This is a genomic window from Rhodopseudomonas palustris BisB18, from assembly GCF_000013745.1.
In the GTDB taxonomy this organism is placed as follows: domain Bacteria; phylum Pseudomonadota; class Alphaproteobacteria; order Rhizobiales; family Xanthobacteraceae; genus Rhodopseudomonas_A; species Rhodopseudomonas_A palustris_F.
The window spans coordinates 2,152,939-2,178,185 of the sequence record NC_007925.1 but is presented as its reverse complement, the minus strand read 5'-3'; the positions used below and the strand labels follow the sequence as shown (position 1 = coordinate 2,178,185).

The 25,247-nt window shown below is 63.9% G+C and carries 24 protein-coding genes and 2 pseudogenes; 9 read left to right on the top strand and 17 right to left on the bottom strand.

Going from position 1 to position 25,247, the window contains the following annotated elements; translation table 11 throughout:
* Positions 1 to 23: 23 nt before the first annotated feature.
* The 5 genes from RPC_RS10025 to RPC_RS10005 all read right to left on the bottom strand — a co-directional run bounded on the left by RPC_RS10025 (position 24) and on the right by RPC_RS10005 (position 5,392).
* Positions 24 to 1,421 carry a GntP family permease gene (locus RPC_RS10025; protein ID WP_011472459.1) on the bottom strand — a complete coding sequence of 466 codons (1,398 nt, stop codon included), beginning with the start codon at positions 1,419 to 1,421 and terminating at the stop codon, positions 24 to 26.
* A 56-nt stretch (positions 1,422 to 1,477) separates the two neighbouring features.
* Positions 1,478 to 2,257: a 3-hydroxybutyrate dehydrogenase gene (locus RPC_RS10020; RefSeq protein WP_011472456.1), complete on the bottom strand. Its 780-nt coding sequence runs from the start codon at positions 2,255 to 2,257 to the stop codon at positions 1,478 to 1,480.
* A gap of 743 nt (positions 2,258 to 3,000) precedes the next feature.
* Entirely contained in the window at positions 3,001 to 3,807 is an 807-nt protein-coding gene (gene fabI / locus RPC_RS10015) for an enoyl-ACP reductase FabI (RefSeq protein WP_011472458.1), read from the bottom strand.
* Between the two features lie 120 nt (positions 3,808 to 3,927).
* Complete coding sequence (locus RPC_RS10010; protein ID WP_011472457.1) at positions 3,928 to 4,482, bottom strand: MaoC/PaaZ C-terminal domain-containing protein; 555 nt, start codon at positions 4,480 to 4,482, stop codon at positions 3,928 to 3,930.
* Between the two features lie 130 nt (positions 4,483 to 4,612).
* Positions 4,613 to 5,392: a 3-hydroxybutyrate dehydrogenase gene (locus RPC_RS10005; protein ID WP_011472456.1), complete on the bottom strand. Its 780-nt coding sequence runs from the start codon at positions 5,390 to 5,392 to the stop codon at positions 4,613 to 4,615.
* Positions 5,393 to 5,796: 404 nt separating this feature from the next.
* Between RPC_RS10005 and RPC_RS26785 the strand changes: the two are divergent.
* Positions 5,797 to 6,059, top strand: a pseudogene (locus RPC_RS26785) (transposase); the annotation flags it as partial.
* On the opposite strand, the gene RPC_RS26780 reads toward RPC_RS26785, so the two are convergent.
* The gene (locus tag RPC_RS26780) at positions 6,055 to 6,570 is read right to left on the bottom strand and encodes an HlyD family efflux transporter periplasmic adaptor subunit (RefSeq protein ID WP_415914839.1); all 516 of its coding nucleotides are present in this window, start codon (positions 6,568 to 6,570) and stop codon (positions 6,055 to 6,057) included. The pseudogene RPC_RS26785 and the gene RPC_RS26780 sit on opposite strands and share 5 nt — an antisense overlap.
* Positions 6,571 to 7,127: 557 nt before the next feature.
* Here RPC_RS26780 and RPC_RS09995 point away from each other — a divergent pair.
* Positions 7,128 to 8,030: a LysR family transcriptional regulator gene (locus RPC_RS09995; RefSeq protein WP_011472453.1), complete on the top strand. Its 903-nt coding sequence runs from the start codon at positions 7,128 to 7,130 to the stop codon at positions 8,028 to 8,030.
* A gap of 33 nt (positions 8,031 to 8,063) precedes the next feature.
* Here the strand turns inward: RPC_RS09995 and RPC_RS09990 are convergent, their stop codons facing one another.
* Positions 8,064 to 8,918 carry an AraC family transcriptional regulator gene (locus tag RPC_RS09990; protein ID WP_011472452.1) on the bottom strand — a complete coding sequence of 285 codons (855 nt, stop codon included), beginning with the start codon at positions 8,916 to 8,918 and terminating at the stop codon, positions 8,064 to 8,066.
* Positions 8,919 to 8,968: 50 nt separating this feature from the next.
* Here RPC_RS09990 and RPC_RS09985 point away from each other — a divergent pair, with 50 nt between their 5' ends.
* The 3 genes from RPC_RS09985 to RPC_RS09975 are packed head-to-tail and all read left to right on the top strand — an operon-like array spanning position 8,969 to position 12,200.
* On the top strand, positions 8,969 to 11,077 hold the full coding sequence (locus tag RPC_RS09985; protein ID WP_011472451.1) for an FUSC family protein: 2,109 nt from the start codon (positions 8,969 to 8,971) through the stop codon (positions 11,075 to 11,077).
* Complete coding sequence (locus RPC_RS09980) at positions 11,074 to 11,289, top strand: DUF1656 domain-containing protein (RefSeq protein ID WP_041801625.1); 216 nt, start codon at positions 11,074 to 11,076, stop codon at positions 11,287 to 11,289. The genes RPC_RS09985 and RPC_RS09980 overlap by 4 nt, the downstream gene beginning before the upstream one ends.
* Positions 11,286 to 12,200 (top strand): efflux RND transporter periplasmic adaptor subunit, encoded by a 915-nt coding sequence (locus RPC_RS09975; RefSeq protein ID WP_011472450.1) that lies wholly within the window; start codon positions 11,286 to 11,288, stop codon positions 12,198 to 12,200. The genes RPC_RS09980 and RPC_RS09975 overlap by 4 nt, the downstream gene beginning before the upstream one ends.
* A 47-nt stretch (positions 12,201 to 12,247) precedes the next feature.
* On the opposite strand, the pseudogene RPC_RS26775 reads toward RPC_RS09975, so the two are convergent.
* From RPC_RS26775 to tsaA, 7 genes and pseudogenes are all read right to left on the bottom strand, one after another.
* A pseudogene (locus RPC_RS26775) lies at positions 12,248 to 12,418 on the bottom strand (type IV secretory system conjugative DNA transfer family protein); the annotation flags it as partial.
* A gap of 276 nt (positions 12,419 to 12,694) precedes the next feature.
* Positions 12,695 to 13,486, bottom strand: coding sequence for a TOBE domain-containing protein (locus RPC_RS09970; RefSeq protein WP_011472449.1), 792 nt, complete (start codon positions 13,484 to 13,486; stop codon positions 12,695 to 12,697).
* A 91-nt stretch (positions 13,487 to 13,577) separates the two neighbouring features.
* Positions 13,578 to 14,111, bottom strand: coding sequence for a DUF2478 domain-containing protein (locus RPC_RS09965; RefSeq protein ID WP_011472448.1), 534 nt, complete (start codon positions 14,109 to 14,111; stop codon positions 13,578 to 13,580).
* A 17-nt stretch (positions 14,112 to 14,128) separates the two neighbouring features.
* Positions 14,129 to 14,914, bottom strand: coding sequence for an ABC transporter ATP-binding protein (locus tag RPC_RS09960; protein ID WP_011472447.1), 786 nt, complete (start codon positions 14,912 to 14,914; stop codon positions 14,129 to 14,131).
* Positions 14,911 to 15,933 carry a FecCD family ABC transporter permease gene (locus tag RPC_RS09955; RefSeq protein ID WP_011472446.1) on the bottom strand — a complete coding sequence of 341 codons (1,023 nt, stop codon included), beginning with the start codon at positions 15,931 to 15,933 and terminating at the stop codon, positions 14,911 to 14,913. Before RPC_RS09955 ends, RPC_RS09960 begins: the two co-directional genes overlap by 4 nt.
* A 1-nt stretch (position 15,934) precedes the next feature.
* A complete protein-coding gene (locus RPC_RS09950) occupies positions 15,935 to 16,993 on the bottom strand; it encodes an iron ABC transporter substrate-binding protein (RefSeq protein WP_011472445.1) in 1,059 nt (352 codons plus the stop codon).
* Positions 16,990 to 17,484 carry a tRNA (N6-threonylcarbamoyladenosine(37)-N6)-methyltransferase TrmO gene (gene tsaA / locus RPC_RS09945; RefSeq protein ID WP_011472444.1) on the bottom strand — a complete coding sequence of 165 codons (495 nt, stop codon included), beginning with the start codon at positions 17,482 to 17,484 and terminating at the stop codon, positions 16,990 to 16,992. The genes RPC_RS09950 and tsaA overlap by 4 nt, the downstream gene beginning before the upstream one ends.
* A 607-nt stretch (positions 17,485 to 18,091) precedes the next feature.
* On the opposite strand from tsaA, the gene RPC_RS09940 reads away from it, so the two are divergent.
* Positions 18,092 to 20,275 (top strand): TonB-dependent receptor, encoded by a 2,184-nt coding sequence (locus RPC_RS09940; RefSeq protein WP_011472443.1) that lies wholly within the window; start codon positions 18,092 to 18,094, stop codon positions 20,273 to 20,275.
* A gap of 253 nt (positions 20,276 to 20,528) precedes the next feature.
* On the opposite strand, the gene RPC_RS09935 is transcribed toward RPC_RS09940, so the two are convergent.
* Genes RPC_RS09935 through exbB form a run of 3 tightly spaced genes read right to left on the bottom strand, consistent with a single transcriptional unit; the run spans position 20,529 to position 22,672 of the window.
* Positions 20,529 to 21,329, bottom strand: a complete 801-nt coding sequence (locus tag RPC_RS09935) for an energy transducer TonB family protein (protein WP_011472442.1) — start codon at positions 21,327 to 21,329, stop codon at positions 20,529 to 20,531.
* Positions 21,326 to 21,799 (bottom strand): TonB system transport protein ExbD, encoded by a 474-nt coding sequence (exbD, locus tag RPC_RS09930; protein WP_011472441.1) that lies wholly within the window; start codon positions 21,797 to 21,799, stop codon positions 21,326 to 21,328. The genes RPC_RS09935 and exbD overlap by 4 nt, the downstream gene beginning before the upstream one ends.
* Positions 21,800 to 21,805: 6 nt before the next feature.
* Positions 21,806 to 22,672 (bottom strand): tonB-system energizer ExbB, encoded by an 867-nt coding sequence (exbB, locus tag RPC_RS09925; RefSeq protein WP_011472440.1) that lies wholly within the window; start codon positions 22,670 to 22,672, stop codon positions 21,806 to 21,808.
* Between the two features lie 142 nt (positions 22,673 to 22,814).
* Here exbB and RPC_RS26115 point away from each other — a divergent pair, with 142 nt between their 5' ends.
* The 3 genes from RPC_RS26115 to RPC_RS09915 all read left to right on the top strand — a co-directional run bounded on the left by RPC_RS26115 (position 22,815) and on the right by RPC_RS09915 (position 25,112).
* Complete coding sequence (locus RPC_RS26115; protein WP_011472439.1) at positions 22,815 to 23,240, top strand: hypothetical protein; 426 nt, start codon at positions 22,815 to 22,817, stop codon at positions 23,238 to 23,240.
* A gap of 198 nt (positions 23,241 to 23,438) precedes the next feature.
* Positions 23,439 to 23,954 (top strand): RNA polymerase sigma factor, encoded by a 516-nt coding sequence (locus RPC_RS09920; protein WP_011472438.1) that lies wholly within the window; start codon positions 23,439 to 23,441, stop codon positions 23,952 to 23,954.
* 153 nt (positions 23,955 to 24,107) lie between these two features.
* Positions 24,108 to 25,112, top strand: coding sequence for a FecR family protein (locus RPC_RS09915; protein WP_011472437.1), 1,005 nt, complete (start codon positions 24,108 to 24,110; stop codon positions 25,110 to 25,112).
* The last annotated feature ends 135 nt before the right edge of the window (positions 25,113 to 25,247 follow it).

Below are 25,247 nucleotides of genomic sequence, written 5' to 3'. Positions count from 1 at the left end.
ATGGTTGATTTGCAGATGAAGGCTCAGACCCACCCGGTCAGGTAGTAGATCCCGATCACCGCGAAAGCGGCGAAGGTCTTGCAGATGACAATTCCGAAAATGTAGGGGTAGGCTTCTCTGTGGTTGAGGCCGCAAACGGCCATGATGGTGATGACCGCGCCGTTGTGCGGAAGCGAGTCCATGCCGCCGCTCGCCATGGCGGCGACACGGTGCAACACCTCGAGCGGGATGCCGGCTGCGTTGGCGCTGGCCACGAAGCTGTCGGCCATCGCCGCCAGCGCAATGCTCATGCCGCCCGACGCCGAGCCGACGATTCCGGCCAGCGCATTGATGGTGATGGCCTCGTTCAGCAAGGGATTGGGGATCGACGTCAACGCGTCGCGAATGACGAGGAAACCCGGCAGCGCGGCGATCACCGAACCGTAGCCGTACTCCGTCGCCGTGTTCATGGTCGCCAGCATGGCGCCACCCACAGCGGTTTGACTGGCCGCCGCAAACTTTGCCTTCAATGTCTTGAAGGAGGTGCAGACCACGAACAGACAGGCGATCGCCAGCGAGATCTCGACCGCCCAGATGCCCTGAAGTGCAGGGAGATTCACCGTGATCGGCTTGGTAATCGCGTTCATCTCCACCACGATCTTGGCCGGGTACCAGACCGGCAGCATCTTGGTGAAGAACAGGTTGAGCACGCCGACCATGACCAAGGGGCTGATCGCCACCCAGGGATTCGGCAGGCTTGCGTCGGCGAGGACTTCGGGTTCCGAGCGCAGTTCGCAGGTCGCCGCATAGCCTCCGCCCTTGGCCATCATGCGGCGGCGAGACCACTCAAGGTAAGCGTAGCCGCTACAGAAGATCAAAGTCGCACCGATCATCCCAAGCACCGGCGCTGCGTAGATGTTGGTGTGGAAGAACGAGGTCGGAATGATGTTGACGATCGCCGGCGTCCCCGGCAGGCAGTCCATCGTGAAGGTCGCACCACCGAAAATGATGGTGGCGGGAATCAGATTTTTGGGAACGTCAGTGGATCGGCACATTTCCGCGGCGAACGGATAGACGGCGAACGCGACGACGAATAGCGAAACTCCGCCGTAGGTCAGCACGGCTGATACGATGCAAATCGCCAGCAGAGTTTGATTGCGGCCGATCATGCGCAGCACCGTGGTCACGATCGACTGCGCAAAGCCCGACATCTCGATGAGCTTACCGAACAAGGCGCCCAGCAAGAACAGCGGGAAGTAGTTCTCGATGAACGTCACCATCTTGCTCATGAACAGGCCGCTGTAGACCGGCAGAATGTTGCCTGGGTCGGTCAGCATGACGGCGCCAATGGCGGCGATCGGTGCGAACAAGATGACGCTGAAGCCCCGATAAGCCACGAACATCAGGAAGGCGAGCGATAGGAGGCAGATTAGAAAGTCCATGACTTCCTCCATGAAAGGGGGTTACGGCAGATCCTCGACCTGCCGTTGGCTGCGCGTCAGTGAGCGGTGTAGCCGCCGTCCACGGCGATGGCGGCGCCGGTGATGGAGCCGGCCTCCTCCGAGCACAGGAAGGCGATGGTGGCGGCGAGGTGTTCGGGCGGGATGATCTTCTTCGTCGGGATTTCGCGGAGGAAGACTTCCTTCATCACCTGATCCTCACGCAGGCCGGTGGCCAGCGCTTGCTGAGCGATCTGCTTTTCGATGATCGCGGTCAGCACCGTGCCCGGACACACCGCGTTGCAGGTGACGCCGTGCTCGGCGACTTCGATCGCCACCGATTTGGTCAGGCCGATCAGGCCGTGCTTCGAGGCGACGTAGGCCGGCTTGTGCGGCGCGCCCACCATCCCGAGCACCGACGAGGTGTTGACGATCCGCCCCCAGCCCCGCTGCATCATCCCGGGCACCACGGCCTTGATGATGTGGAACGCAGCGCTCAGATTCACCGCGAGCAACAGATCCCATTTCTCGTCGGGAAAGTTCTGCACCGGCGAGACATGCTGCGTGCCGGCGTTGTTCACCACGATGTCGAGCGGGCCCAAGGCTTCGTCCGCCTGCGCCAGCATAGTGCGGATTTCTTCCGGCCGGCTGAGGTCGGCGCCGGAGTGGACGACCTTGGTCCCGCTGCGCGCGGCGATCTCGGCGCACAGCCGATCGATCTCCCCGGCGTCACCGAAGCCGTTGAGCATGACGTGGCAGCCACGATTGGCGAGTTCGCGCGCGGTCGCCAAACCGATTCCACTTGTGGAGCCGGTGACAAGTGCATTTCTGTTTTTCATGATTTGTCCTAGCAACGTCTTCGGGTGGGTGAGAGCAACCGCGTCAAGACGCACGTGATGCGTCGATGATGCCGGTGCTTTGGCAAGCCGCGCCTTCTGCTATCCATCAGCCCGACCGACCTGCCTTCGACAACTATCTCTGCGATAGTCCCGAAGGCCGACGTTGAGGTCCGCTTTGCATTCCGCACGTTTCTTGTCGACAACTGCTCAGCAAGCGTCATGCCAACGAAAAATCGTCATGTAACTCGATCCGGCACAGCGGATTTCGGCGCAATTTGCGGATTTCAACGATCCCGGCGGCGCCGCCGTGCAGTAATTCTTGACGCGGCTTTGTCCTGAATTCTGACTCGGTCCGAGCGGCGGCATCGACTAACTAAACCGGCACCGGAGCAACAACGACCGACGCGTGGCATGCCGCCGGCGGCAACGCATCGCTGCGCGGCGGACCGACGGCTTTCGCGTCCGATCAAGAGGTCAGTTCGGAAGAAGGCGGGCAAGGCTGGCCCTGCTGAGTCAATGCAACTCGGGCTACATAGCCGGCACCGGCCACAATTCGCCGGCCTGTACGGCCAGAAACGCGCTGCGCTTCGTCGACGGGATTCGGGCTGCCGCGCGAAACACCCGGAACGGCAAAACCCGCTTGACCGGCCGCGGATATCGCGGCCGATCAAACGTTGATCAACTTCTAATGGTACGGTTTGGGCTGGCGTCTATCGTGTCTTCCAACCCGCTCCTTGCTCGGTTCAGCCGACGGTGTTGTAGCCGCCATCAATGTAGTGCAGTTCACCGGTGACCGAGCGCGCCTGGTCAGTCATGAGAAAGCCGGAATACGCGCCGACCTCCTCGATCGTGGTGAGCTGATGCGTATGCGCGCGTTCCGTCGCTTTGGCGATCAACTCGTCGAAGTGACCGATACCGCTGGCGGCGCGGGTCTTCAGCGGGCCTGGCGAGAGCGTATTGACCCGAATGCCCTTCAGACCAAGTTCGGCCGCCAAATATCGCGTCACGCTTTCCAGCGCCGCCTTCACCGGCCCCATGATATTGTAGTGATCAACCACCTTGTCGGCGCCGAGATAACTCAGGGTTTGGATCGATCCTCCTTCGGGCATCAGCGGTTCGGCCAGCTTGCTCATGCGAATGTAGGAATGGCACGACACGTCCATTGCCATCATGAAGCCTTCGCGGGAGCAATCGACGACGCGCCCGTGCAGGTCCGCCATCGGGGCAAAGGCAATCGAATGCAGCAGGCCATCCAACCGGCCCCATTTGCTGCTAATCGTGTCGAAGACGGCCTCGAGTTCACCTTCCCGCGTCACGTCGGCCTTCAAAATGATCGAGGCCTCGAGCTGCTCGGCCAACGGACGGACGAACCGCTCGGATTTGTCGTTCAAATACGTGATCGCAAGGTCAGCCCCCATGGCGCGGTAAGCCTTGGCGCATCCCCACGCGATCGAGCTATCGTTGGCGATGCCGACGACAAGGATTTTCTTGCCCGACAGGTTGAACAGCCCCTGATCGGGGGACAGGGTGGAAAAAGATTTGTCGTCCATTGTGATAGCTCCGGTTCTCAACTGAGGTCCATGAAGTGGAAGGATCGCGATCGGACCGATCAAAGAGTATCGGGCGAACGATCGTTTGGGGTCTGACGCCGCGTAGCAACGCGACGGCAGCTAGGCCGTGACGGTGTGGGACTGCCGGGGCAGTGCCTGGTGTCTCTCATGGTGGAGCACTTGCAGTTCCGGCAAATCGGGGCGCTGCCGCACAATCCGTTCGACCGGCGCGATCACAAGAGCGGTTCCGACAACCACATCGGTGCCGTCCTGGTTCAAGCAGCGGCAGTCCAGCGTAACCCGCTTCTTCTCGTCGTCCTTGGCGGTCACCGTCACCGTGACGGTGATCCGGTCGCCGGGCTTGACCGGGCAACAGAACCGCAGGCTCTGGCTCAAATAGATCGCGCCAGGCCCAGGCAGCATGGTTCCGAGGATCGTCGAGATGAACCCCGCGGTGAGCATGCCGTGGGCGACGACGCCGTTAAACATCGAGGCGGCGGCATATTCCTCGTCAAGATGCGCCGGGTTCACGTCGCCGGAGAGTGCCGCGAAGATGGCGATGTCGTTTCGCGTCACCGTGCGGATGAAGCCCGCCGAACTACCAATATCCAACTCGTCATAGGTGACGTTCTCGATCAGCGTCGGCTTTACGGTGTCTTTGAGAAGAGTGTCCATGATAGTCGTTCCTAAAGTGCAAGTATTTGAGCAGAGCGCGACGGTGGCCGGATGATTGGCAACGCGCGCTCCACGTCCGCAGGCAACGCGCTCCGCTGGGGCAGATCCTCGACCTGCCGTTGGCTGCGCGTCAGTGCGCGGTGTAGCCGCCGTCCACGGCGATGGCGGCGCCGGTGATGGAGCCGGCCTCCTCCGAGCACAGGAAGGCGATGGTGGCGGCGAGGTGTTCGGGCGGGATGATCTTTTTCGTCGGGATTTCGCGGAGGAAGACTTCCTTCATCACCTGATCCTCACGCAGGCCGGTGGCCAGCGCTTGCTGAGCGATCTGCTTTTCGATGATCGCGGTCAGCACCGTGCCCGGACACACCGCGTTGCAGGTGACGCCGTGCTCGGCGACTTCGATCGCCACCGATTTGGTCAGGCCGATCAGGCCGTGCTTCGAGGCGACGTAGGCCGGCTTGTGCGGCGCGCCCACCATCCCGAGCACCGACGAGGTGTTGACGATCCGCCCCCAGCCCCGCTGCATCATCCCGGGCACCACGGCCTTGATGATGTGGAATGCAGCGCTCAGATTCACCGCGAGCAACAGATCCCATTTCTCGTCGGGAAAGTTCTGCACCGGCGAGACATGCTGCGTGCCGGCGTTGTTCACCACGATGTCGAGCGGGCCCAAGGCTTCGTCCGCCTGCGCCAGCATAGTGCGGATTTCTTCCGGCCGGCTGAGGTCGGCGCCGGAGTGGACGACCTTGGTCCCGCTGCGCGCGGCGATCTCGGCGCACAGCCGATCGATCTCCCCGGCGTCACCGAAGCCGTTGAGCATGACGTGGCAGCCACGATTGGCCAGTTCGCGCGCGGTCGCCAGACCGATTCCACTTGTGGAGCCGGTGACAAGTGCATTTCTGTTCTTCATGATCTGTCCTAGCAACGTCTTCCAGTGGGTGAGCGCAACCGCTCAGGGATTGCGCACAGCCTTTCCGGCAAACAGTTCAGCAAGCACCGTGCCAAACGAACTAATCGATGTATAACAAGGGATTAGTAGGATAAGGCGAAGCCGGAGGGGAGATCGTGTCCGCGATCCCGCACAGTGGCGGCGCCGCCCGGCGCCGATATCGCAGAATCTGCAGCCAACGCGGTGCGCCGATTGTTGACAGCTGCCTGTCTGGAATTCTGACGTTGGCTTGCTGCGGCGCTCCGGCTGAGCCGGACTGCAAACTTGACCAATGCAACCAGGGGTAAGAGAGGTGGTCCGGAAATCTGCATCGACGATAAGTGAGAGGTCTGCCTGACGGTGGCGATGAGCGTCGCGACCCGGGGATGAGCAGACGACTGCGCCGGAACCACACACCGGCTTTCAAAGGTTGCGTTGGCGGCTATCAAGGGCGATCGAACGCTGGTTCATCTGGTGAACATGTCGGTGTTCACCCGAGCCAGATCACGACGTGGAAGGCGCAGCTCGAGGGCGGCTTCCGCGGTCTTCGGGCCATGACGGACGGCTCCGATTGAGCCGGCCGTGGACGTCAAATCGCTGCATGCCAAAGATCGGCGAATTGACGCTGGAGAATGGTTGTTTGGCTAGATACCCTGCTGAATGTGAGCGGCTGCTGCGCTGCGATTAAGCAGCGTTGCCAAGGGCGGCCCGGTTCCGATTAAGCCGGTATGGATCGTCGAGCGGACCGACATGCCGGATCGAAGTTTGGCGGCACCGCGGTTGTTGTCGAGGACGATTTTGATGACGACCCCATCGTCACCGCTTCGAGATGCAACGTCGCCATTCTGAAACATCCCAGGGTCGTCGCCGTCGCGCAGAGCCAGGCCGACGACATGTCCGGTGAGCTGCAGATTCGGCAACGCTGCGATTTCGATCCAGACGGGCTGCCCTTTGGCAACATAGGTCATCTGCGACACGGCAAGGCGAGCGATGACGTAGGGAGGTCCCGGCAGGACGAGCGACATCAGGGGAGCACCCGCCGCTACGGCCTGACCAATGTGAAGACCATTGATGTTGACGGTCCCGGCAGAGCGCGCGACGATGGTGATGACCCGACGTGGCTCGCTGTTGGCCAGCGCGCGTGACGGTGCCGTGCCCACATCATGACATGCGGTTTGGACGCGGAGACGCTCCAGCGCGTCGTCGGCCAGCTCGAGTTTGGCGACCGCTTGCCCAGCCGCGACCTGCTGATCGTCCACCACAAGAACATCCCGCACGGTGCCGGATTGGGGCGTGACGATCCCGACATCCTGCGTCTTTACAACGGCGTCGTCCGTGGAGACGAGATATTGATCGACCGTCAAATATTCGAAGACCCAGTTCGCCGCCAGAGCGAGCCCGATCAGCAGCCCGACGCAAATCGCCGGCCAATAACCGCGCCGTTGCGGGCGGTTTCGCGTTGACACGGCTGTGGATGCGGCATCGTGGCGCCTCGCGGCCGACGCGACATGGTGAGACCGGCTCGAAGATTGTTGTTGGTCCACAGCTCGTTCCTCCGTGTTCGCCGGCAGACCGGCGTGGTGCCGGATTTGATGCTCGCCGTCTCGCGCACGATCACGGCAACCGGTCGTTCGTGGTCTCTTCGGGCAATTTGAGCATTCCAACTCAGTTTGATAAGAATGAAGAAACCGAATTGGGTCTTTGGAGACGGCAAACAATGGCGCGGGTCGAATTGGCCGAATTGGCCGCGTTCGTCGCGGTCGCAGATCACCTGAGCTTCACCAGGGCGGCGCACCAACTTGGACTGTCGCTGCCCACCGTGAGCCTGACGGTAAAGGCCCTCGAAGACCGGTTGGACGTCCGGCTTTTCAACCGGACCACCCGTAGCGTGGCTCTCACCGAGGCCGGCGAGCGACTGCTGGCGGAGATCCAGCCGCTTCTGCAAGGCGTCGACGATGCGATCGAGAGCGTCAATCGCTATCGCGATAAGCCGATTGGAACGCTGCGGCTTGCAGTGTCACGGACATTCGCAACCCGCGTGCTCGCCCAACTGATTAAGCCGTTCCTCGACGAATATCCCGAGATCCGACTCGATCTGGAAATCGACGACACCAACATTGACATTGTCAGGCACCGCTTTGACGCGGGCATTCGCGTTGGCGATATGGTCGAACGGGACATGAAGGTCATCAGCGTCTTCGATCCGTTCCGGCTGATCGTGGTCGCCTCGCCGGTCTATCTCGCAGGCAAGCCGGCTCCGGTGCGCCCGGAAGACCTTCGCGGCCACAATTGCATCCGGTATCGGCTGCCACACGATGGTTCGATCCAACGTTGGATCGTCGAGCGGAGCGGGCGGCAGACCGAAATCGCCGTCGAAGGCTCGCTCATCGTCAACGACTTCGACCTGATGATGGGCGCGGCGCTCGACGGAGTGGGGGTGGCGTACCTGTCAGAGCCGTTGATTCAGGGCGCCCTCGCCGACCGCAAATTGATCCGCGTGTTGCCCGGCTGGGGCCACACCCTTCAAGGAATTTATCTGTACCACCCCAGCCGCCGTCAAGTACCAATGCCGTTGCTGGTGTTCCTGCGTTTCATCAAGGAATGGCGAAAGACGAAATAGGATAGCGACGAGGAGGCGCTGGTGCCCGGGACATTAATGAGTTGCTGAGCGCGCCTCTTGGGACTGCACCATTGTCGCTCTTCGTTGCGCAAAGTACTGCGCGGGCGTGCTCCCGAGCGCCTTCTTAAACATCGTGATGAAGGCGTTGACCGAGTCGTAGCCCAGCTCGGCGGCCACGTTCTGCACCGTCGCACCACTGGCCAGTTCCCGAAGCGCAACGACAAGCTGCAGCTTCTGGCGCCAACGGCCGAACGTCAGACCGGTGTCGCGGATCATCAAACGCGCCAGCGACCTCTCGCTCATCGCCACGCGCTTGGCCCATTCGCCCATTGTACTGCGGTCGGAAGGTTCGAGGGTCAGAGCGTCTGCTATCGCGCGGATTTTTGAGTTGTTGGAAATCGGCAGACTGAAACGCTCTCGCGGCATCTCAACCAATTCATCAAGCACCACCCTCGCGAGCCGAGCCGCATGGCTGTCGGGAAGATAGTCGGCGCCCTCACGCGCCAGCCGATAGACCATCTCGCGGATCATCGGAGAGATCGACAAGGTGCAACAGTCCTCAGGCAATCGCGCGGCCCCCGGCTCCACGAACAGGTAGATCAGCCGGGCATTCCCTGTCGCCCTTGCGCTATGCCGGACACCGCCCGGAATCCAGACTCCACAATCGGGCGGCACGATCCAGATCCGGTCGTCCGCCGTGCAGGTTACTGCTCCACGCAGCGAGACAATCAGCTGGCCCTTGCGGTGGACGTGGACCGGCACCTCCGCTTGATGACGTGCGAAGTCGAGCTGGCTTGCAACCGCCGGCAGTTTCGCCAGATCGGGGTCGAAAACAGAAGCTGCGGAACCCGAAACCAGCATGGGATTGTCCGAATTTAGATATTTCATGACAGGATACCGAATTTATTTGCGAATGCAACGCAGCAATAACATCCCCGATGGACACCTCGAACAGCGCCACCAAAAAATCGAGCGTCGGGATGGTGCGCGCGTGTGCGAACTTCCTTCGTTCGCCCTCCGCGAAGCTAGATTCGGACGCACTGCTATTTTCGGCAAAGAGCTTCGCCGCGGCGATGTTGGCCTACTACATTTCGCTGCGCGTCGGGCTTCCAAAGCCTTATTGGGCGATCGTCACCGTGTACATCGTCTCACAGGGCTCCGCGGGCGCGTCGCTCAGTCGGGGCGTCTATCGGCTCGCGGGGACGATCGCCGGTGCCGTTGCGACGGTGGCGATTGTGCCGCACTTCGTGAACAATCCCATTGCGTGCAGCGTGGTCCTCTCCTGCTGGATCGGTCTGTGCCTGTATTTCTCGCTGATGGATCGCACCCCACGAGCCTACGGCTTCGTTCTTGCCGGCTATACCACGAGCCTGATCGGCTTCCCCAGCGTGCTCGATCCCGGTGCGGTCTTCGACACGGCATCGCTGCGGGTCCAAGAGATATCGATCGGAATTCTCTGCACTGTCCTGATGCATCGCTTCGTCCTGCCGAAGCTGGTGACCGACCAGTTCATCGGTAAGCTGTCAGCTACCCTGCGGGACGCTCGCCGTCTGGCGGGTGACGCGCTGAACGGAACGCCGGGCGAAAAGACCCGTGGCGATCGCAGCCGGCTCGCGGTGGATCTGCTGGCGCTGCAGGGGCTAGCGATCCACCTGCCGTACGACCCGGCTCCTGTTACGCCAAGTCACGGGAAGCTCCAGCAGCTCCATGACCGGCTGGCGCGACTGCTTCCGCTCGCGATGGAGATCGAGGACCGGATCAATGCGCTTGGGACGGAACACCGCGATCGGTCCGATGAACTGACCACGTTGCTGGGTGACGTCGAAAGCTGGATCGCCGCAGTCGATGCCGCCGAGCGTCCTGGCGCCGCAATCGAACTGATCAACCGCACGCGATCGCTCCAGGGCCACATCGGCACGAACGCCGTGACGGCTGGCGATCGGCTCGCCGTCAATCTCGCCGGCCATCTTGCCGAAATGATCGGCCTGCTGCACGACTGCGATCGTCTGGGGCGGCATCTCACGACGGCTGACCGATCGCGTGATATCTCCTCTCTCCACTGGCCGAGGCGCACCGAGGGCTACGTCTATCACCGCGACCCATGGATGGCCGGACGCGCTGCGCTGGGCGCGGTCATCGGAATCCTCACCAGCTGCGCGTTCTGGATCTGGTCGGCTTGGCCGGATGGCGGGATGGCGGTTTCAATTTTTGGCGTCTGCTGCACGCTGTTCGGGAATGTTGACGCGCCAGCGCCAAACGTCGTCAAGAATATTGTCGGCTCGATCTACGGGGTGGCCATCAGCCTCGCCTACGGCTTCGTCATCCTCCCCCGGGTCACCGACTTCAGCGTACTTGTCGCCGTGCTCGCGCCGGTCTTCCTGTTTGCCGGTTCGCTGCAGGCGCGTCCGCAGACCACGCTCATGGCGTTCGGTATCACCCTCACCGTTCCGATCCTGGCTGGCTTGGGCCCCAGCTACACCGGCGACTTCGCCCAGGCTCTCAACACGGTCATCGCGCTGTTTGCGGGCGTGATATTCGGGGTGGTGAGCATGACGCTGTTCCAGACCGTTCCGGTCGACGCGGCGATCAACCGGCTGCTCCGCTTGAGCCGGAAGGACGTCATGCGGCGAGCCCACGGTCACGCGCCTGATGAAGCGCACTGGACCAACCTGATGGTCGATCGTACTGCGTTGCTGTTCCCAAGGCTCCAGCAGTCCAAGAAGTCCTATTGCGGCGTCCTCGACGACACGCTGCACCATCTTCGCATCGGCCGTGCCGTCGGCCATCTACGCCAGAAGATGCAGCACCTCGACGGCGAGGTCGGGGACGAAGCGCGCGATCTTCTTGCGGCGATCGCCGCAAGCGTGGGCGCCCGGCCCGGCACGGAAGCTGCCGAAACCGTCGATTTGGTCCGGCGAATCGACGCCTTGATGGCGCTGATCGCTGACACCGCGCTCGCGGATCGTTCTTCACTCCTCGACCTGCTAATCGACCTCCGCTTTGCCCTGGGGCCGATTGGATCGGCGGATGCGGAGCGCGACCTATGATCGTCGATTTCGACATCGGCGGCGTCCTGATCCCCAGCCTGCTGGTGATTGCGCTCGTCGCGCTGGTCGCAACCGTCGCTCTGATCCGTTTCCTCGCGGTCGCGGGGATCTATCGCGCCTTCGTCTACCCGTCGCTTGTCGAGCTCGCCATTTTTTCAATCGTCTACGGCCTACTCGTGGAGCACATGCCATTCATCGGACTGTTCAAATGACGCCTCTTCTAACCGTCTTCGGCCGCTACACCCTGACCTTCGGCCTTGTCGCGATCGCCGCGCTCTTCGCGGCGCAATTGTGGGGGCGCTACGAGCAAAGCCCCTGGACACGGGACGGCCGCGTGCGCGCCGACGTGGTGCGTCTCGCGCCCGACGTGTCCGGCCTCGTCAGCCAGGTGCTCGTGCATGACAATGAAGAGGTCCACGCCGGCGACGTTATCTTCCGCATCGATCAGGCGCGCTATCGGCTTGCCATGAAAACGGCTGAAGCCAAAGCCGACAGCAGCAAGGCCGCGCTGGACATGGCCAATCACGATCTCGTCCGTTATCGCCAGCTCAGCGACACCACCGTTACCAGGCAGAAACTGGAACAGGTGGATACCACCATGCAGCAGACAGAGGCGACCTACCGGCAGGCGCAACTCGACCGGGATCTCGCCGCACTCAATCTGGAGCGTTCTTCGGTCAAGGCGCCCGTTGATGGTATCGTGACCAATCTGAGCATCCATCCAGGCGACTACTTGGCGGCGGGGGCGCAGGCGGTGGCGCTCGTCGACACCGCCTCGCTGCGTATGGAGGGATACTTCGAGGAGACGAAGCTGCGGCGGGTCTCGATTGGCGACCGCGCCAAAATCCGGCTGATGGGCGAGGATGCGGAGATCACCGGCCGCGTCGAGAGCATCGCTGCCGCCATCGCTGACGATCAGCGGGACGACACGCGCAATCTTCTCCCGAAAGTCGTGCCAACTTTCTCTTGGGTCAGGTTAGCACAGCGCATCCCGGTCCGGATCCGCATCGACCCGAGGCCGATGGGCATCAGGCTGATCGTGGGCAGAACGGCAACGGTCGAGATCATCCCCGCCAGCTCGACGACCAGCCCCGTCGTCGATGTGGGGAAAACCGGGACCTGACCTGCTCTTGATGAGGCGGCGGAGATCGCGTCGGTCGAATCGAATTTGAGCACACGACCGAACCGTGACCGGAAACCAGCCGTCAGCGTCCAATTTTCTCCCTTGATGTCGTAAACGATCGTGGTTCCAGGCCAGGTCAACAACGTCGCGACAACGAGGCCGACGCCTTCTCCCGACCTTGTCGGTGCAAAGCACAGCATATGTTTCCGGTCCGTCATGACGCAAATAGTGCTCGCCGTAGCAACCGAGGATGACGCCGTCGGGACGAGCAACCCGGCGTTCCGGATATCCCATTCGGAGGCCCCGCGGGCTGAGCCGTAGGTCTCGACGCTCGGCGCGCGGCATTACGATCCCAGCCCCCGCTTCCGGCCGAGCTGCCAGGACACGACCGTGCCAACGTCGTTCGACGCCCAGCGGACGAAGGCCAGAACGCTGCCGGCGCGACGGCAACGGTGCTGCGACAGCGATCGACGATCCGCTTCGAGGCCGGCTAGTCAATCCACGGCGATGATGACGTGATCCGGTTCGAACGTCACGGCGGCCTCGGCACCTTCGGCGATCGCGAGATCCTCGGCATGATGACGCTGCACCACCGCGATGATGGTCTTGCCATTGCCGATATCGAGATGAATCTCGGAGTGAACCTCGGCGTCGACGCGTCGCTTCACCAGGCCCCGGAACAGATTACATCGCACCTTCGACGCTTCAGCCAGTGCTACCAGGCGCACGAACGGGGCTTTGACCAGGGCCAACGCCTTGCGACCGGTCGCCAGCCCAAGCTGTTCGGCGGCCGCATTGGTGACGGTGGCGTGGATCAGATGTTCTTCGGAAACCTTGAGGACCACCTCGACATCGACCGGCCAACGTCGAAGGTTCACCACCTCGGCACGGAAGACGTTGCGCGCCGAGACTTTGAATCCGGCCCACAGCAGCGCCGCGTCGTCGATTTCCTCGAGCCCTTCTTCCGCGATCAGCGATGAGATCTTGGTCAGATGGTCCTCGAGACGATGGAAGACGGCGATCAGCCGGCGGCCTTCCGCGGTCACCTCGGCGGCGCCGCCAACGCGACCGCTGGTCCGCGTCACGAACGCCGGCGTCGGCAACAGGTTGTTGATGGCATCGACGGCTTCCCAGGCGGTCTTGTAGCTGAGCTCCATCGCCTTGGCGGCCTTGGTGATGCTGCCGTGTTCGGCGACCGCCTCGAGCAGGCGGATGCGGTCGCGACCGAGCAGCAAGCGACCGCCGCTGCGCAGCACCAGGAATGCATCAATCTTGTCGTCTGCCATCGCCGGAGTCGCGCCACCTGTGTCGGGCCACGACCCTAGGCCATCCGCGGACGACGGGAAAGCGCGGCGCACTATGCCGACTGTCTCGCCATCAGGCGCTCGCCGCAGCCTCTTGTTCGAGCGCGGCGAACCAGCCGACGATCGCCTCGACATCGAGGCTGAGCGCGGTCCAGTCTTCGCCGGCGAATTCGCTCCAGCCGGGCAGCATCGATTGCTCCACCGCAACCAGCGCCGGAATGCCTTCGACGAGCGCCAGCCCGATCTCCTCGCGAATGCCGCGACCTGCGAGCTCCTCCTTGGCGAAGCGTCCGAAAAACATCAGATCCGGCCGCGTTGCGATCGCCTCGGCCAGCCGGAGCCGCGCCGTGGCAAGGCCATCGGCGCTAAGAATGCACGAGGTCGATCCGGCGCCGAGATCCTGCGACAAGGCGATGGCATCGCCGCGCCCGATGTCGTCGAGCCACAGCGAAGCGCGGCCGTTGGAATGCTGCGCCCCGAACCGCGGCACCAGGCCGGCGATCCGGATTCCGGGACGGCCAGCCAGCCGATCGCGCGCCGCGGCCAATGTCTGTTCGAGCGGATCGCCTTTGCTGTGCACGACGACGGCGAGCGGATGCGGGGCCATGATGGCGATCTCCTTGATCAGATGGGGAACGGGGCGGCGCGCGTCACCACGCGACGGCCCGACGGGGTGGTCTCGAGGCCAAGCGCAAGGCCGTAAAGATCGCTGAGCCGGGCCGAGGTCAGAATCTCCTCCACGGAGCCGACCTCGAAGCGCTGACCGCGGCCGATCATGGCGACGCGGTCGGCGATCGCGAAAGCATGTTCCGGCTCGTGCGTCGACACCAGCAGCGACAGGCCTTGTGCCGCTAGCGTGCGGATCTGGTCGAGCAAGGCCAGGCGGTTGCCGAGGTCGAGGCTGGCGGTCGGCTCGTCCATCACGATGAGCTCGGTGTCCTGCACCAGCGCGCGGGCGATCAACATCAGTTGCCGTTGGCCGCCGGAGATCCGATCGGCGGATCGCTCGGCGATGTCGGCGATGCCGAGTGCCTCCAGCGCGCGCCATGCCGCCGCGACGTCGTCGCGACCCGGCGCGCTGAACAGGCCGAGCCGCGCGGTGCGACCCATGACGACGATGTCGATCACCGTATGGCTCGGATCGCCGAGGTAGGCTTGCGGGACGTGGGCGATGCGGCGCGCGATCTGCTCTCGGCTCAGCGTCGCGACGTCGTCGCCGCCGATCAGCACGCGCCCCTGCAAAGCCGGCTGCAGGCCGAGGAGGGTTTTGAACAGCGTGGTCTTGCCGACGCCGTTCGGCCCCATCAGGCAGGTGGTGCTGCCGCCGCGAAGTTCGAGATCGATGCCCTCGACCAGCGCTCGATCGTCGTAACCGATCGCCACATCCTGCAATGTGAGGCGGGCGGTCACTCGCGCCTCCAGACGTCGCGGGCGCCGCGGCGGGTCATCAGCCAGACGAACAGCCCGCCGCCGATCAGCGCGGTCAATACGCCGATCGGGATTTCGATGCGCGCCGCGGTACGCGCCAGCGTGTCGACCAGCACCATGAAGGCCGCGCCGATCAGGATCGAGGTCGGCAGCAAACGGTCGAAACGTGGTCCGACCAGAAGCCTGGCCATGTGCGGCACCATCAGCCCGACCCAGCCGATCACCCCCGACACCGCAACGACGCTGGCGGTGATCAGCGTCGCCGCGGCGATCACCACCTGTCGGGTGCGCCGGACATCGATGCCGAGCGTGCGCGCGTCGTCGTCGCCGCACGACATCACGGTGATGCGCCAGCGCAGCAGAAACAGCGGGATCAGCCCGACGGCGACGGTGGGCGCGACGATGGCGATGTCGTCGGGGCGGACGCTGGCAAGGCTGCCGAGCAGCCAATAGGTGATCATCGGCAGTTGCGAATAGGGATCGGCGACGATCTTCACCAGCGAGATCGCCGCGGCGGCGAGCGAGCCGACGACGATGCCGGCCAACACCAGCATCAGCACGTCGCCGCGCTGGCGCAGCGACCAGGCGATGGTGGCGACGATGATCACCGTCAGCGATCCGGTGATGAAGCCCATCAGTTCGATGATCGCGACCGGCAAGCCGAACAGGATGCCGATCACCGCGCCGAAGCCTGCGCCGTGCGAGACGCCGAGAATATCCGGCGACACCAAGGGATTGCGAAACAGGCACTGATAGGCCGCGCCGGCGGCCGACAGCGCCGCGCCGACGCAGATCGCGGCGGCGATGCGCGGCAGCCGCACCTGAAACAGCACCACCGCAACCTGCCCCTCGTCAGGACGACCGGCAAGCCGGTCGACAATGGCGGCGACGACGTCGCGCGGCGGAATCGAATAGGGCCCGATGCCGGCGGCGAGGATCACCACGACGACGAGCAGAGCCGAAAGCCCGATCACCACCGGCGTCACCCGCAGGTTTGCCACCTCAGTGACCAAGCCCCTGCAGCAGCCGCGCGATCTCGGCGTCGGGCACATCGACCTGATAGAACAGCCGGTAGAACTCGCGCAGTTCGGCGTTGAGATCCGACGCGACGCGGTCGGGATAGAACGCGTGGACCAGGATCGACAGCCCGATCAGGCGATTGACCGACGGCGGCAGATCGATAGTGCCGAACGGTTGGTTCGGCGCGAGAAACACCCGCCGCTTCTGCACCGCAGGAATCCCTCGCCACTCCGGGCGCTCCAGGATCAAGCGCCGCACGGCGGGATCGGTGGTGATGATGGTGTCCGGCGCCCAACCGATCACCTGCTCCGGCGACACCCGCGCGATGCCGCCGGCGTCGCGCACGCCCTCGACGACGTTGACGCCGCCGACCCGCTCGATGATCTCGGTGTTGATCGAACCGCGCGATCCGGTTTCGAAGCCGTCATTGCCGCGGGCGAGATAGACGCGAGGACGGTCCGCCGCGGGGACCGTCGCCACCACGCGGTCGACACGCGCGAAAATCGCCTCCGCGGCCCGCGCCAGCGCCTCGCCGCGTTCGCTGACGCCCAGGATCTCGGCGAACAGCCGCAAGGCTGCGGCCGTGTTCTGGAAGCGTCCGTCGATCAGCACGTAAGGAATGCCGGTCTGGGCCTGGATGCGGTCGGCCAGCGATCCGTAGGTTTCGTTGGTCGAGCCGAAATCCACGATGAGGTCCGGCCGGCTCGCCATCAGCCGCTCGGTGCTGATGGTGTCGCCGCGTCCGGTGAGCCGTCCGAGTTCGGCCATCTCCCGGGTGCTCGGCAGCAGAAAAGGCTTGTCCTCGTCGCGGGGCGCGCGGCCCCAGCCGATCATCTTTTCCGGCGCAACGACATAGAGCAGGATTCCCGCCGGCGGGCCCGAGGCGAACACCCGCCGGATGCTGTCCGGCACCTCGACGCGGCGGCCGGCGGAATCCACCACGCTGCGCGCCTGCGCGGGCGCCGCTGCGCCGACAATCAGGGCCGCGAGAGTCAGGGCGATCAGGACGGCCGCCCGCGACGCCGTGCGAAACATGGTCATGCGTCGCCGACCAGAAAGTCTCCGGGTTTCGGCGGCGCCAGCGGCACGAATACCTTGCGATCGGGCTTCAGATCGACCAGCGGGGTGCCGTTCAGACAATCCAGCCCGCGGACGAACAGGTTGTTGCCGTCGCGGCTTTCCAGGCGGACCACCGAGGTCCCGATCGGGTTGGGTCGGATCGGGGAGCGGATCGAAAAGGTGCCGTGCGGGACGCCGTCGTTGCGCGGGCACTGCTGCAACAGATCGCGCCGTGACCGGTGCAGCCAATAGAACACTTCGAGCAGCGCGCCTTCGTCGAGGCCCGCGAGCGCCGGCCCCCAGGTCTCGAAGATCTCGATCCGGCAAAGCGGTCCGTCGGCGCGGCCATGCCGCGGACAGTCGGCGAGTTCCGACCACGGCGTATGAATCCGGCCGATGAAAACCACGTCGGCATCGGCGCCGGACCAGTCCGCCGCCAATTCCCCGGGTCTGATTTGGTTATCCGCTTGCATTCGCCGCCTCGTTCCACTCGGCCGGCCCCCGCCCACTCTTTGAGTGCACCAGAGCCGGCAACCTGACTTGTATATTCTATTTACATAAACGGAACCGGCGGCGAATCCAGCGGTATTTGCTGTCGACGCGCAACATCGGATCGTTTTCTGCAATCAAACTTGCCCTGCGTGCCGAGCACATGTTGCATTTTTGACGCATTTCGGCCGCAAAATCTGGAACTTCCGCTCTCCCAGACCGATTTTCGCTACTAAATTACCTTGCGCGCACGCCTGGCGTGCATCGTGGTTCCGGACGCGTTTCCGACGATTGCCACCCCCGTAAAACCCTCCAACAGATCCTTCATGTAATTATTTTCTATAAACTCGTGGGTCCGATGCCGTTGCGCGCGAATATTCTCGGAGGGCTGTCAGCCAGCCGCCTCCCCGGCGGCGGCTGCAATCGCAGCCATTCCGGACCGAGATCGGTCCGCACTGCATCAGCCCGACAGCGTCGCGCTCCGCGTGGCGACCCGGCGGCTCCTCGCCAACCCAAACATCGCACTCCCAGCCGGCCGCGCGCGCTGTGGTGCCTCTCACTTCGACGCGGAAAACAGCCTTGGGGGGCGCAATGAAAACCATGAAACGGATCACCATCCTGCTCGCGGGCGCGGCGACGGTCTCGGCCGTCGATGCGGCGTGGGCGGGCAATGACGGCGTCTACGAACTCGGCCAGATCAACGTCACCGCGGCGCCCGAGCAAGGCTCGGAATTCGGCGCCTTCGGCGGCAGCACGATTAGCAACGCGCAGACCGAGCGCTTCAACAAGGGCTCGCTCGACAAGGCGATCGACCTGGTGCCCGGGGTCAGCGCCGCCACCACCGGCACGCAACGCAACGAGACCAACATCTACGTTCACGGCTTCGATCGTCTGCAGGTGCCGCTGTCGATCGACGGCGTCCGGATCTATCTGCCGGCCGACAACCGCCTCGACTTCTCGCGGTTTCTGACCGACGACATTTCGCAGATCCAGATCGCCAAGGGCTACGTCTCGGTGCTGGATGGCCCGGGCGGGCTCGGCGGCGCGATCAATCTGGTCACCAAAAAGCCGGTCAAGGCGTTCGAAGGCGAATGGCGCAGCCAAGCTGAATTCGGCAACGACGGCGCCTTCGACGGCTTCAAGAACTACGGTCGCGTCGGCAGCAAGCAGGACAACTACTATTTCCAGGCCAGCGCGGCGTGGCGCAAGCTCGAGGGCTGGGAGCTGCCGTCGAGCTTCTCGCCGACCGCGATCGAAAACGGCGGACGTCGCGATTATTCCGCCTCCAACGATTGGAGCGTCAACCTGAAGGCCGGCTGGACGCCGAATCCGGAGGACGAATATTCGATCAATTTCATCCGGCAGAACGGCAAGAAGGACGCGCCGTACAATGTCGAGCCGACCGCGTCGCCAAAATACTGGTCGTGGCCGTATTGGAACGTGCAGATCCTGTCGGCGGCGACCAAGACGGCAGTCGGCGATGACGCCTACGTCAAGACCCGGACGTTCTGGGAGACCTTCGACAACGCCATCGACATGTGGGACGACCCCGCGCAGACCCAGCGCTATTCGTCCAGCGCGGCGCGGTCGATCTATCAGGACTGGGCGGTCGGCAACTCCATCGAGATCGGCAAGGATTTCGGCACCCTCGACACCCTCAAGCTGGCGACGCATATCCGGCGCGACAACCATTCCGAATGGAACGAGACGTTCACCGACCAATACGGCTTGAACGCCACGACGACGCCGAAGAGCGCGACCTGCAGCACCAGCAAGGCCTCGAGCCACAGCTGTTTCGTCGAGCCGACCCAGGTCTCCACCGAGGACACCTATTCGGTCGGGTCGGAAAACACCGTCCACATCACCCGCGACTTCGACTGGGTGCAGGGCATCGGCTATGACTGGCGGCATCTCAGCAAGGCCGAGGACTATTCCCTCGGACAATACAAGTCGCCGGTCTATTACGCGCCGTACTGGATCAACTACCGGCTGACCGACGATTCGGCGTTCAACTGGCAGACCGCGGCGATCTGGCGCTATTCGGACACGGCGAAGCTGTTTCTGAACATCTCCGACCGCACCCGCTTTCCGACGTTGTCGGAGCGGTTCAGCTCGAAATTCGGCACCGCGGCGTCGAATCCGGAATTGGCCCCGGAACGCGCGGTGAATTATCAGATCGGCTGGACCAATGCCTTCGCGCCGAACAGCCAGGTGTCGGTTCTCGGCTACTACGCGACCGTCACCGACATGATCCAGTCGGTCGCGACGGGGAAATCCTATACCGACCCGATCTCCAAGAAGGTGTCGGCGATCACCCAGAACCAAAACGTCGGCGACGGCTACCGCTACGGCGTCGACTTCGCCGTCGACTACGCCGTCAACGCCACGCTGATGCTGGGCGGCAACGTCTCCTACATCCACAACCAGCTCACCAACCCGAGCGATCCGACGGTGCAGCAGACCGGCATTCCGACCGTGAAGGGCATGCTGTATGCGAGCTACAGCCCGATCGAGTCGGTGACCCTGACGCCGAGCCTGCAATATGCCGACGAGCGCTGGTCGCAGAAGAACCAGGTGATCGCCAACAAATCGGTCAACAGCTACGTCAAGACCGGCGCCTATCTGTCGGCCAATTTCGCCGCCGAATACCGGATGCGCGACAACCTCACCTGGTCCGGCGGGGTGAAGAACATCTTCGATCAGTACTACGCCCTCGCCTGGGGCTATCCGGAAGCCGGGCGAACCTTCTATGTCGGCATGAAGGCGACGTTCTGAGCCGTCGGGACTTGCGACCGCCGCTTCCGGCGGGGCCAGGACATAACGCAAGCTTGGACCGCGCCGGATCAATCTCGGCGCCCCGCTTTCGAGCGGGGCGTTCAGCGCGCGCGGTTCGCTGTAGCTGTTTGCCCCTCACAGCTGGTCGAGTCTTCCGAGCAATGCGCGCAGAGTTGGCAGTCGTGCCGGCGGTTGCTGAAAACCTCTAAAGAACGAAAGAGAAAAGTCTACAGAGGCGGGCTGACATCACGCCTCAGCGGTTGAACCTGACCGGGACCGACAGCGAGATCGACGAGCCGCCGACATTGGCGGGCGGCGGCGGCACCGGGCTGGCACGGCGAACCAGGCCGACCGCCTCGGCATCGAGCGCGGCGTCGCCGGACGATCCAACCAACCTGGCCGCGCGCACCTCCCCGGACCGATCGATCGTGAAGGCGACCTGTGCCATGCCGGCACCGCCGCCGGGAGGAAACCGCTTGTGTCGGTTGAGATGTGCCATCAATGCGCCACGCCACGACGCCGCTGAAGCCGACGACGTCGAAGCCCCCGCCGCCGGCGCGGCCATGCGATCGGCGCTCTGCGCCTGCGCGGCCGGCGGCGCCGAGGTCTGCGTCGCTTTGGAGCGGTCGGGGTTGATCGGCTTCGTGCGCTCGGCCTCGCGTTTTTTCTTCGGCGGCGGTTTCTTCTCCGGCTTCGGCGGCGGCGGCAGCACGGCGGCGGCCTCCAGCTTGGCGGTGTCCGGAAGCTTGATGTCCGGCGGCTTGTCCTCGACTGGGACCTCCGGCTCGGGCTCGGCTTCGGGTTGCGCCTCTGTGAGCTGCGGCCCCGGCGCCACCTGCTCCGTCGACTCCGGTGCCACCGCGAGCGGCGCCAGCTCCATCATCAGCGCGGCCGGCGGATCGCCCGCGGCCTCCGCCGGCTTCCAGTTCAACCCGGCCATCACCGCCGCGACATGAAGTCCCGCGACCGTCACGGCCGCAAGCAGCCAGCGCACTCCGGCGCGCGGCGACACGCGGTCAGGCCCGGCGTCGGGATCGTGCCAGCCGAATATCATGGCCGCGGCGCTTGCGGCATCGCCGGCGTGGCGGCAATGGCACCGCCCGCCCCAAGGTCTTCCAGCGCAACCAGCGCCACCTTGAGATAGCCGGCACCGCGCAGCAGGTTCATCACCGCCATCAGTTCGCGATACGGCACCACCCCGTCGGCGCGCAGGAACACGCGTTGCTCGCGATCGCTCGCCGTCTGGCCGTCGAGCGCGGCCTGCAACGCCTCGCGGGCGATATCCTGGTTGCCGAGCGCCAGCGACAGGTCCGGCTTGACGGTGAGATACACCGGCTTGTCGGGCCGCGGCTGCGGCTGCGCGGTGGAGGTCGGCAGATCGACGCCGACATCCACCGTCGACAACGGCGCCGCCACCATGAAGATGATCAGCAGCACCAGCATCACGTCGATGAACGGCGTGACGTTGATTTCGGACAGTTCGGCAAGGTCGCCGTCGTGCGGGTCTTTCAACGTCACCGCCATGATCGGCTACTCCGCCGCCAGCCAGCGCGAGCGCGCCGGTGCGGCCCGCCCGGCGGGCGCAGCCTTCTGTTGCCGCTCGAGATCGCGCGACAGATGCTGCAGTACCTCGCCGGAAGCATCCGACAACAGCGCACGATAGCCGGCGATGGCGCGGGCGAACACATTGTAGATGATCACCGCGGGGATCGCTGCGACGAGCCCGATCGCGGTGGCGAGCAGCGCCTCGGCGATGCCGGGCGCCACCACCGCGAGGTTGGTGGTCTTGGTCTGCGCGATGCCGACGAACGAATTCATGATGCCCCACACCGTGCCGAACAGGCCGATGAACGGCGCGGTCGCCCCGATCGTCGCCAGCAGCCCGGTGCCGCGCGCCATGTCGCGGCCGGCCTCGGCCTCGATCCGCGACAACGCGATGGCGAGCCGCTCCTTGACGCCCTCCGCAGACAGATCGTTCGAGCGCTCGGTCTCGCGCAACGCCGCCTGCGCCAGATCGGCGACCGGACCATCGCGGGTCCAGTCCGCATCGATCTGCTGCCTGGCCTGTACCAGGCTGTCAGCGCGCTGCAGTTTGCGCACCGCGCTGCGCGCCCTGCGCTTGGCGCTGGTGAGTTCGACGATCTTCACCAGCCACACCGTCCAGGTCGCCAGCGAGGCAAGCGCCAGCCCGACGATCACCGCCTTGACGATGTTGTCGGCGGCGAGGAACATCGCCCAGGGCGACAGATCATGCGGCAGCCCGGTGGGGACCGCGAGCGGCGTCGGCGGCGGCGGCAATGTCGCATCGCCGGGCGATGCGGCGTCCTGCGCCGAGGCCGGCAGCTGAACCAGCGCGAGCAGCAACCCCAGAGTCAGTCGGCGCGTCAGATTCTTCATTACATTCCGCCTTTTCTATCCGACTCATTCGGCCCACTCCGATCATCCGAGCGGGCAACGATCCTCGCCAACGTGATGCGCACAACTTGCCACGCGGTCACTTGCGGAGCGCTCTGACCTGCGGCCGGCGGTACCCGCCGCAGTGGACGTCGTCACCGCCGGCATCGCCCGCCGACACAATCGCCGTCGTCAACCGCACTTCGCCGACAACACGACGCCGCAGCACACGTTGAACAGTTCTAAAGCGCAGCTCGATGTGAGTAGGATTAAGGTTGTTCGCCACGCCCCGCAATCTTGCGCGCTTACAATCAATCTAAGCTATCGGCTTCACGTTGCGCCGATCGCCGCTTGCAACGAGCGCAAGGCCACAATTAGTTGCCACCAAGCATTGACCCGTGTGGAGCGCGTGCTGCAAAGTTCAGACAAGTCGAGCAACGGCGGTGGCCGCAATGCCCACGGCCTCTCCTGCTGGAAAGCCAACGACCAAGCTCAACTACGGCACCGCCGTCTTGCGGTCCCGGGCAGAACCCGCTTGCAGTTTGTATTCGTTCTAATTGATTGTCGTTGAATGCGAATCCGCTTCTGCTAATAGCCCTTCTCAATCTGGGCACGACGCCGGACGCTCAGGAGACGGGTACGCATCGATCGTGGGAACAGGCCAGGCCGACGGACCGATGGTCATCAATCGCAGCCAACTGCGGATTCCGCGGCCGGTCCGGACCATCATCGTGCCGGCGGATGGCGCCGCGTTGGCAGGGGCCGCGGCATGCTTGCGGTCTTGAACAACGTCTTCTTGCATCATCGCAAATCGCTGATGTGGAGCGCCATGCGGATCGTCCGCGATGCGCAGGCGGCCGAGGATGTCGCCCACGAAACCTATCTGCGGGCCCGCAAGGCGATCGAAGCCGGACCGATCGATCACATCGAGGCATTCCTTCACCAAACCGCGCGCAACCTGGCGATCGATCACTTGCGGCGCAAGAAATTGCGCGGATCGTTTGAACGAAACGATCATCCAGACACCACGGTGATGAACGTGCCGGCCAATGTGCCGTCGCCGGAGGACGCGCTGATCCAGCGCGAGCGGCTGAAATTGCTGGATCAGGCGTTGGCCCAGCTTCCCAAGCGGGCGCAGAGCGTTTGGATTCTCAGTCGGGTCAGAAAATGGCCTTATCCAAGGATCGCCGAACATCTCGGAGTGTCGCAAAACACGGTTTTCAATGATCTCAAACTTGCGGTCGGACATTGCCACGATGCGCTGGCACGGATCGACCGCAGATGACGGCGCAGGCCCAGCGTCGCGGATCGCAATGGAATGCAACGAATGGACGCGCGGTTCGCCGACGAAGAACACCTCCTTTTGTGAGATTTCAATCTGCCGAACGTCTCAGCTATAACACCGCGCGATACACCAGCTTTGTTTCGGATGACCTGAGTGGAACATGATCGGGCCAAACGCCCCGCGCCAGAAACGCATTATGTCCATCCCGATCCGGTGACGGACGCGGCGCTGGACTGGTTTGTCCGCTTGCAGGCGAGCCCCGAGGACGCGGCGGTCAGCGACGATTTCGCGCGATGGCGAAACCAGAGCCCAAACCACGCCGAAGCCTTCGCGAAGCTCACGCAGATCTGGACCTCCCCCGAAATCGAACTCGCCACCCAGCGCCTCGCGCAGCGTAGCGTCCACCCGCTGCCGATACGGCGGAGGTCTCCGCCTCGCAGGCGCTGGACGCGGTCGATCACCGCGATCGCCGCGGCCGCGCTGATCGCGATCGGGCTGCAGTGGGTCCCGGCGTTGATCATCCAACGGCAGGCCGATTACATGACGGCGACCGGCGACCGGCAGCAGGTGATCCTTCCCGATGGCTCGCGCATGACCCTGAACACCGCGTCGGCCGTCGCGTTGCGCTTCAGCAACGGCGAGCGATCGGTGCGGCTGCTGCAGGGCGAAGCATTTTTCGACGTCGTGCCGGACGCGACGCATCCATTCACCGTGGCGGGTCGTTTCGCGGAGGTCGGGGTCAAGGGGACGGCGTTTTCGGTGCGAACCGACGACCAGCAAGACGTCGTCGTTCTCGCACGCGGCTCCGTCGAGGTGGCCCGGCTGCCGGACCGGGCCGAGACCGCGCGGCTCGAGCCGGGCTATTCTGTTTCCGCTTCGGCAACGGCGCTGTCCGGCGCCAGCCACATCGACATCGCCAGCTCGCTGGCCTGGCTAGACGGCCGCATCGTGTTCAACGATCGTCCGCTCCGGCAGGTGTTGGACGAGGTCAAGCGTTACTATCCGCGGCCGGTTCTGATTGCTGATCGTCGGATCGGCGACGTCACCGTCAGCGGCAGCTACCGTCTGGCGAATCCGGAAGGCACCATCCGATCGCTTGCAATGGCGGCGGGCGCAACGGTGACGCGCATTCCTGGAGGCCTCCTAATTCTGCGTTAAATTCGCAACTTCCGTTGTGAGATTTGCTTCGCCCATTCGTCGAGTTTGACAGGAGCCGCCCTATGCGCGCGCGGACCGGCTCGCAATTCATGACGAAGAGGGATTTTTCCAATGGAGTTCGGTTTCGGCGTGGGC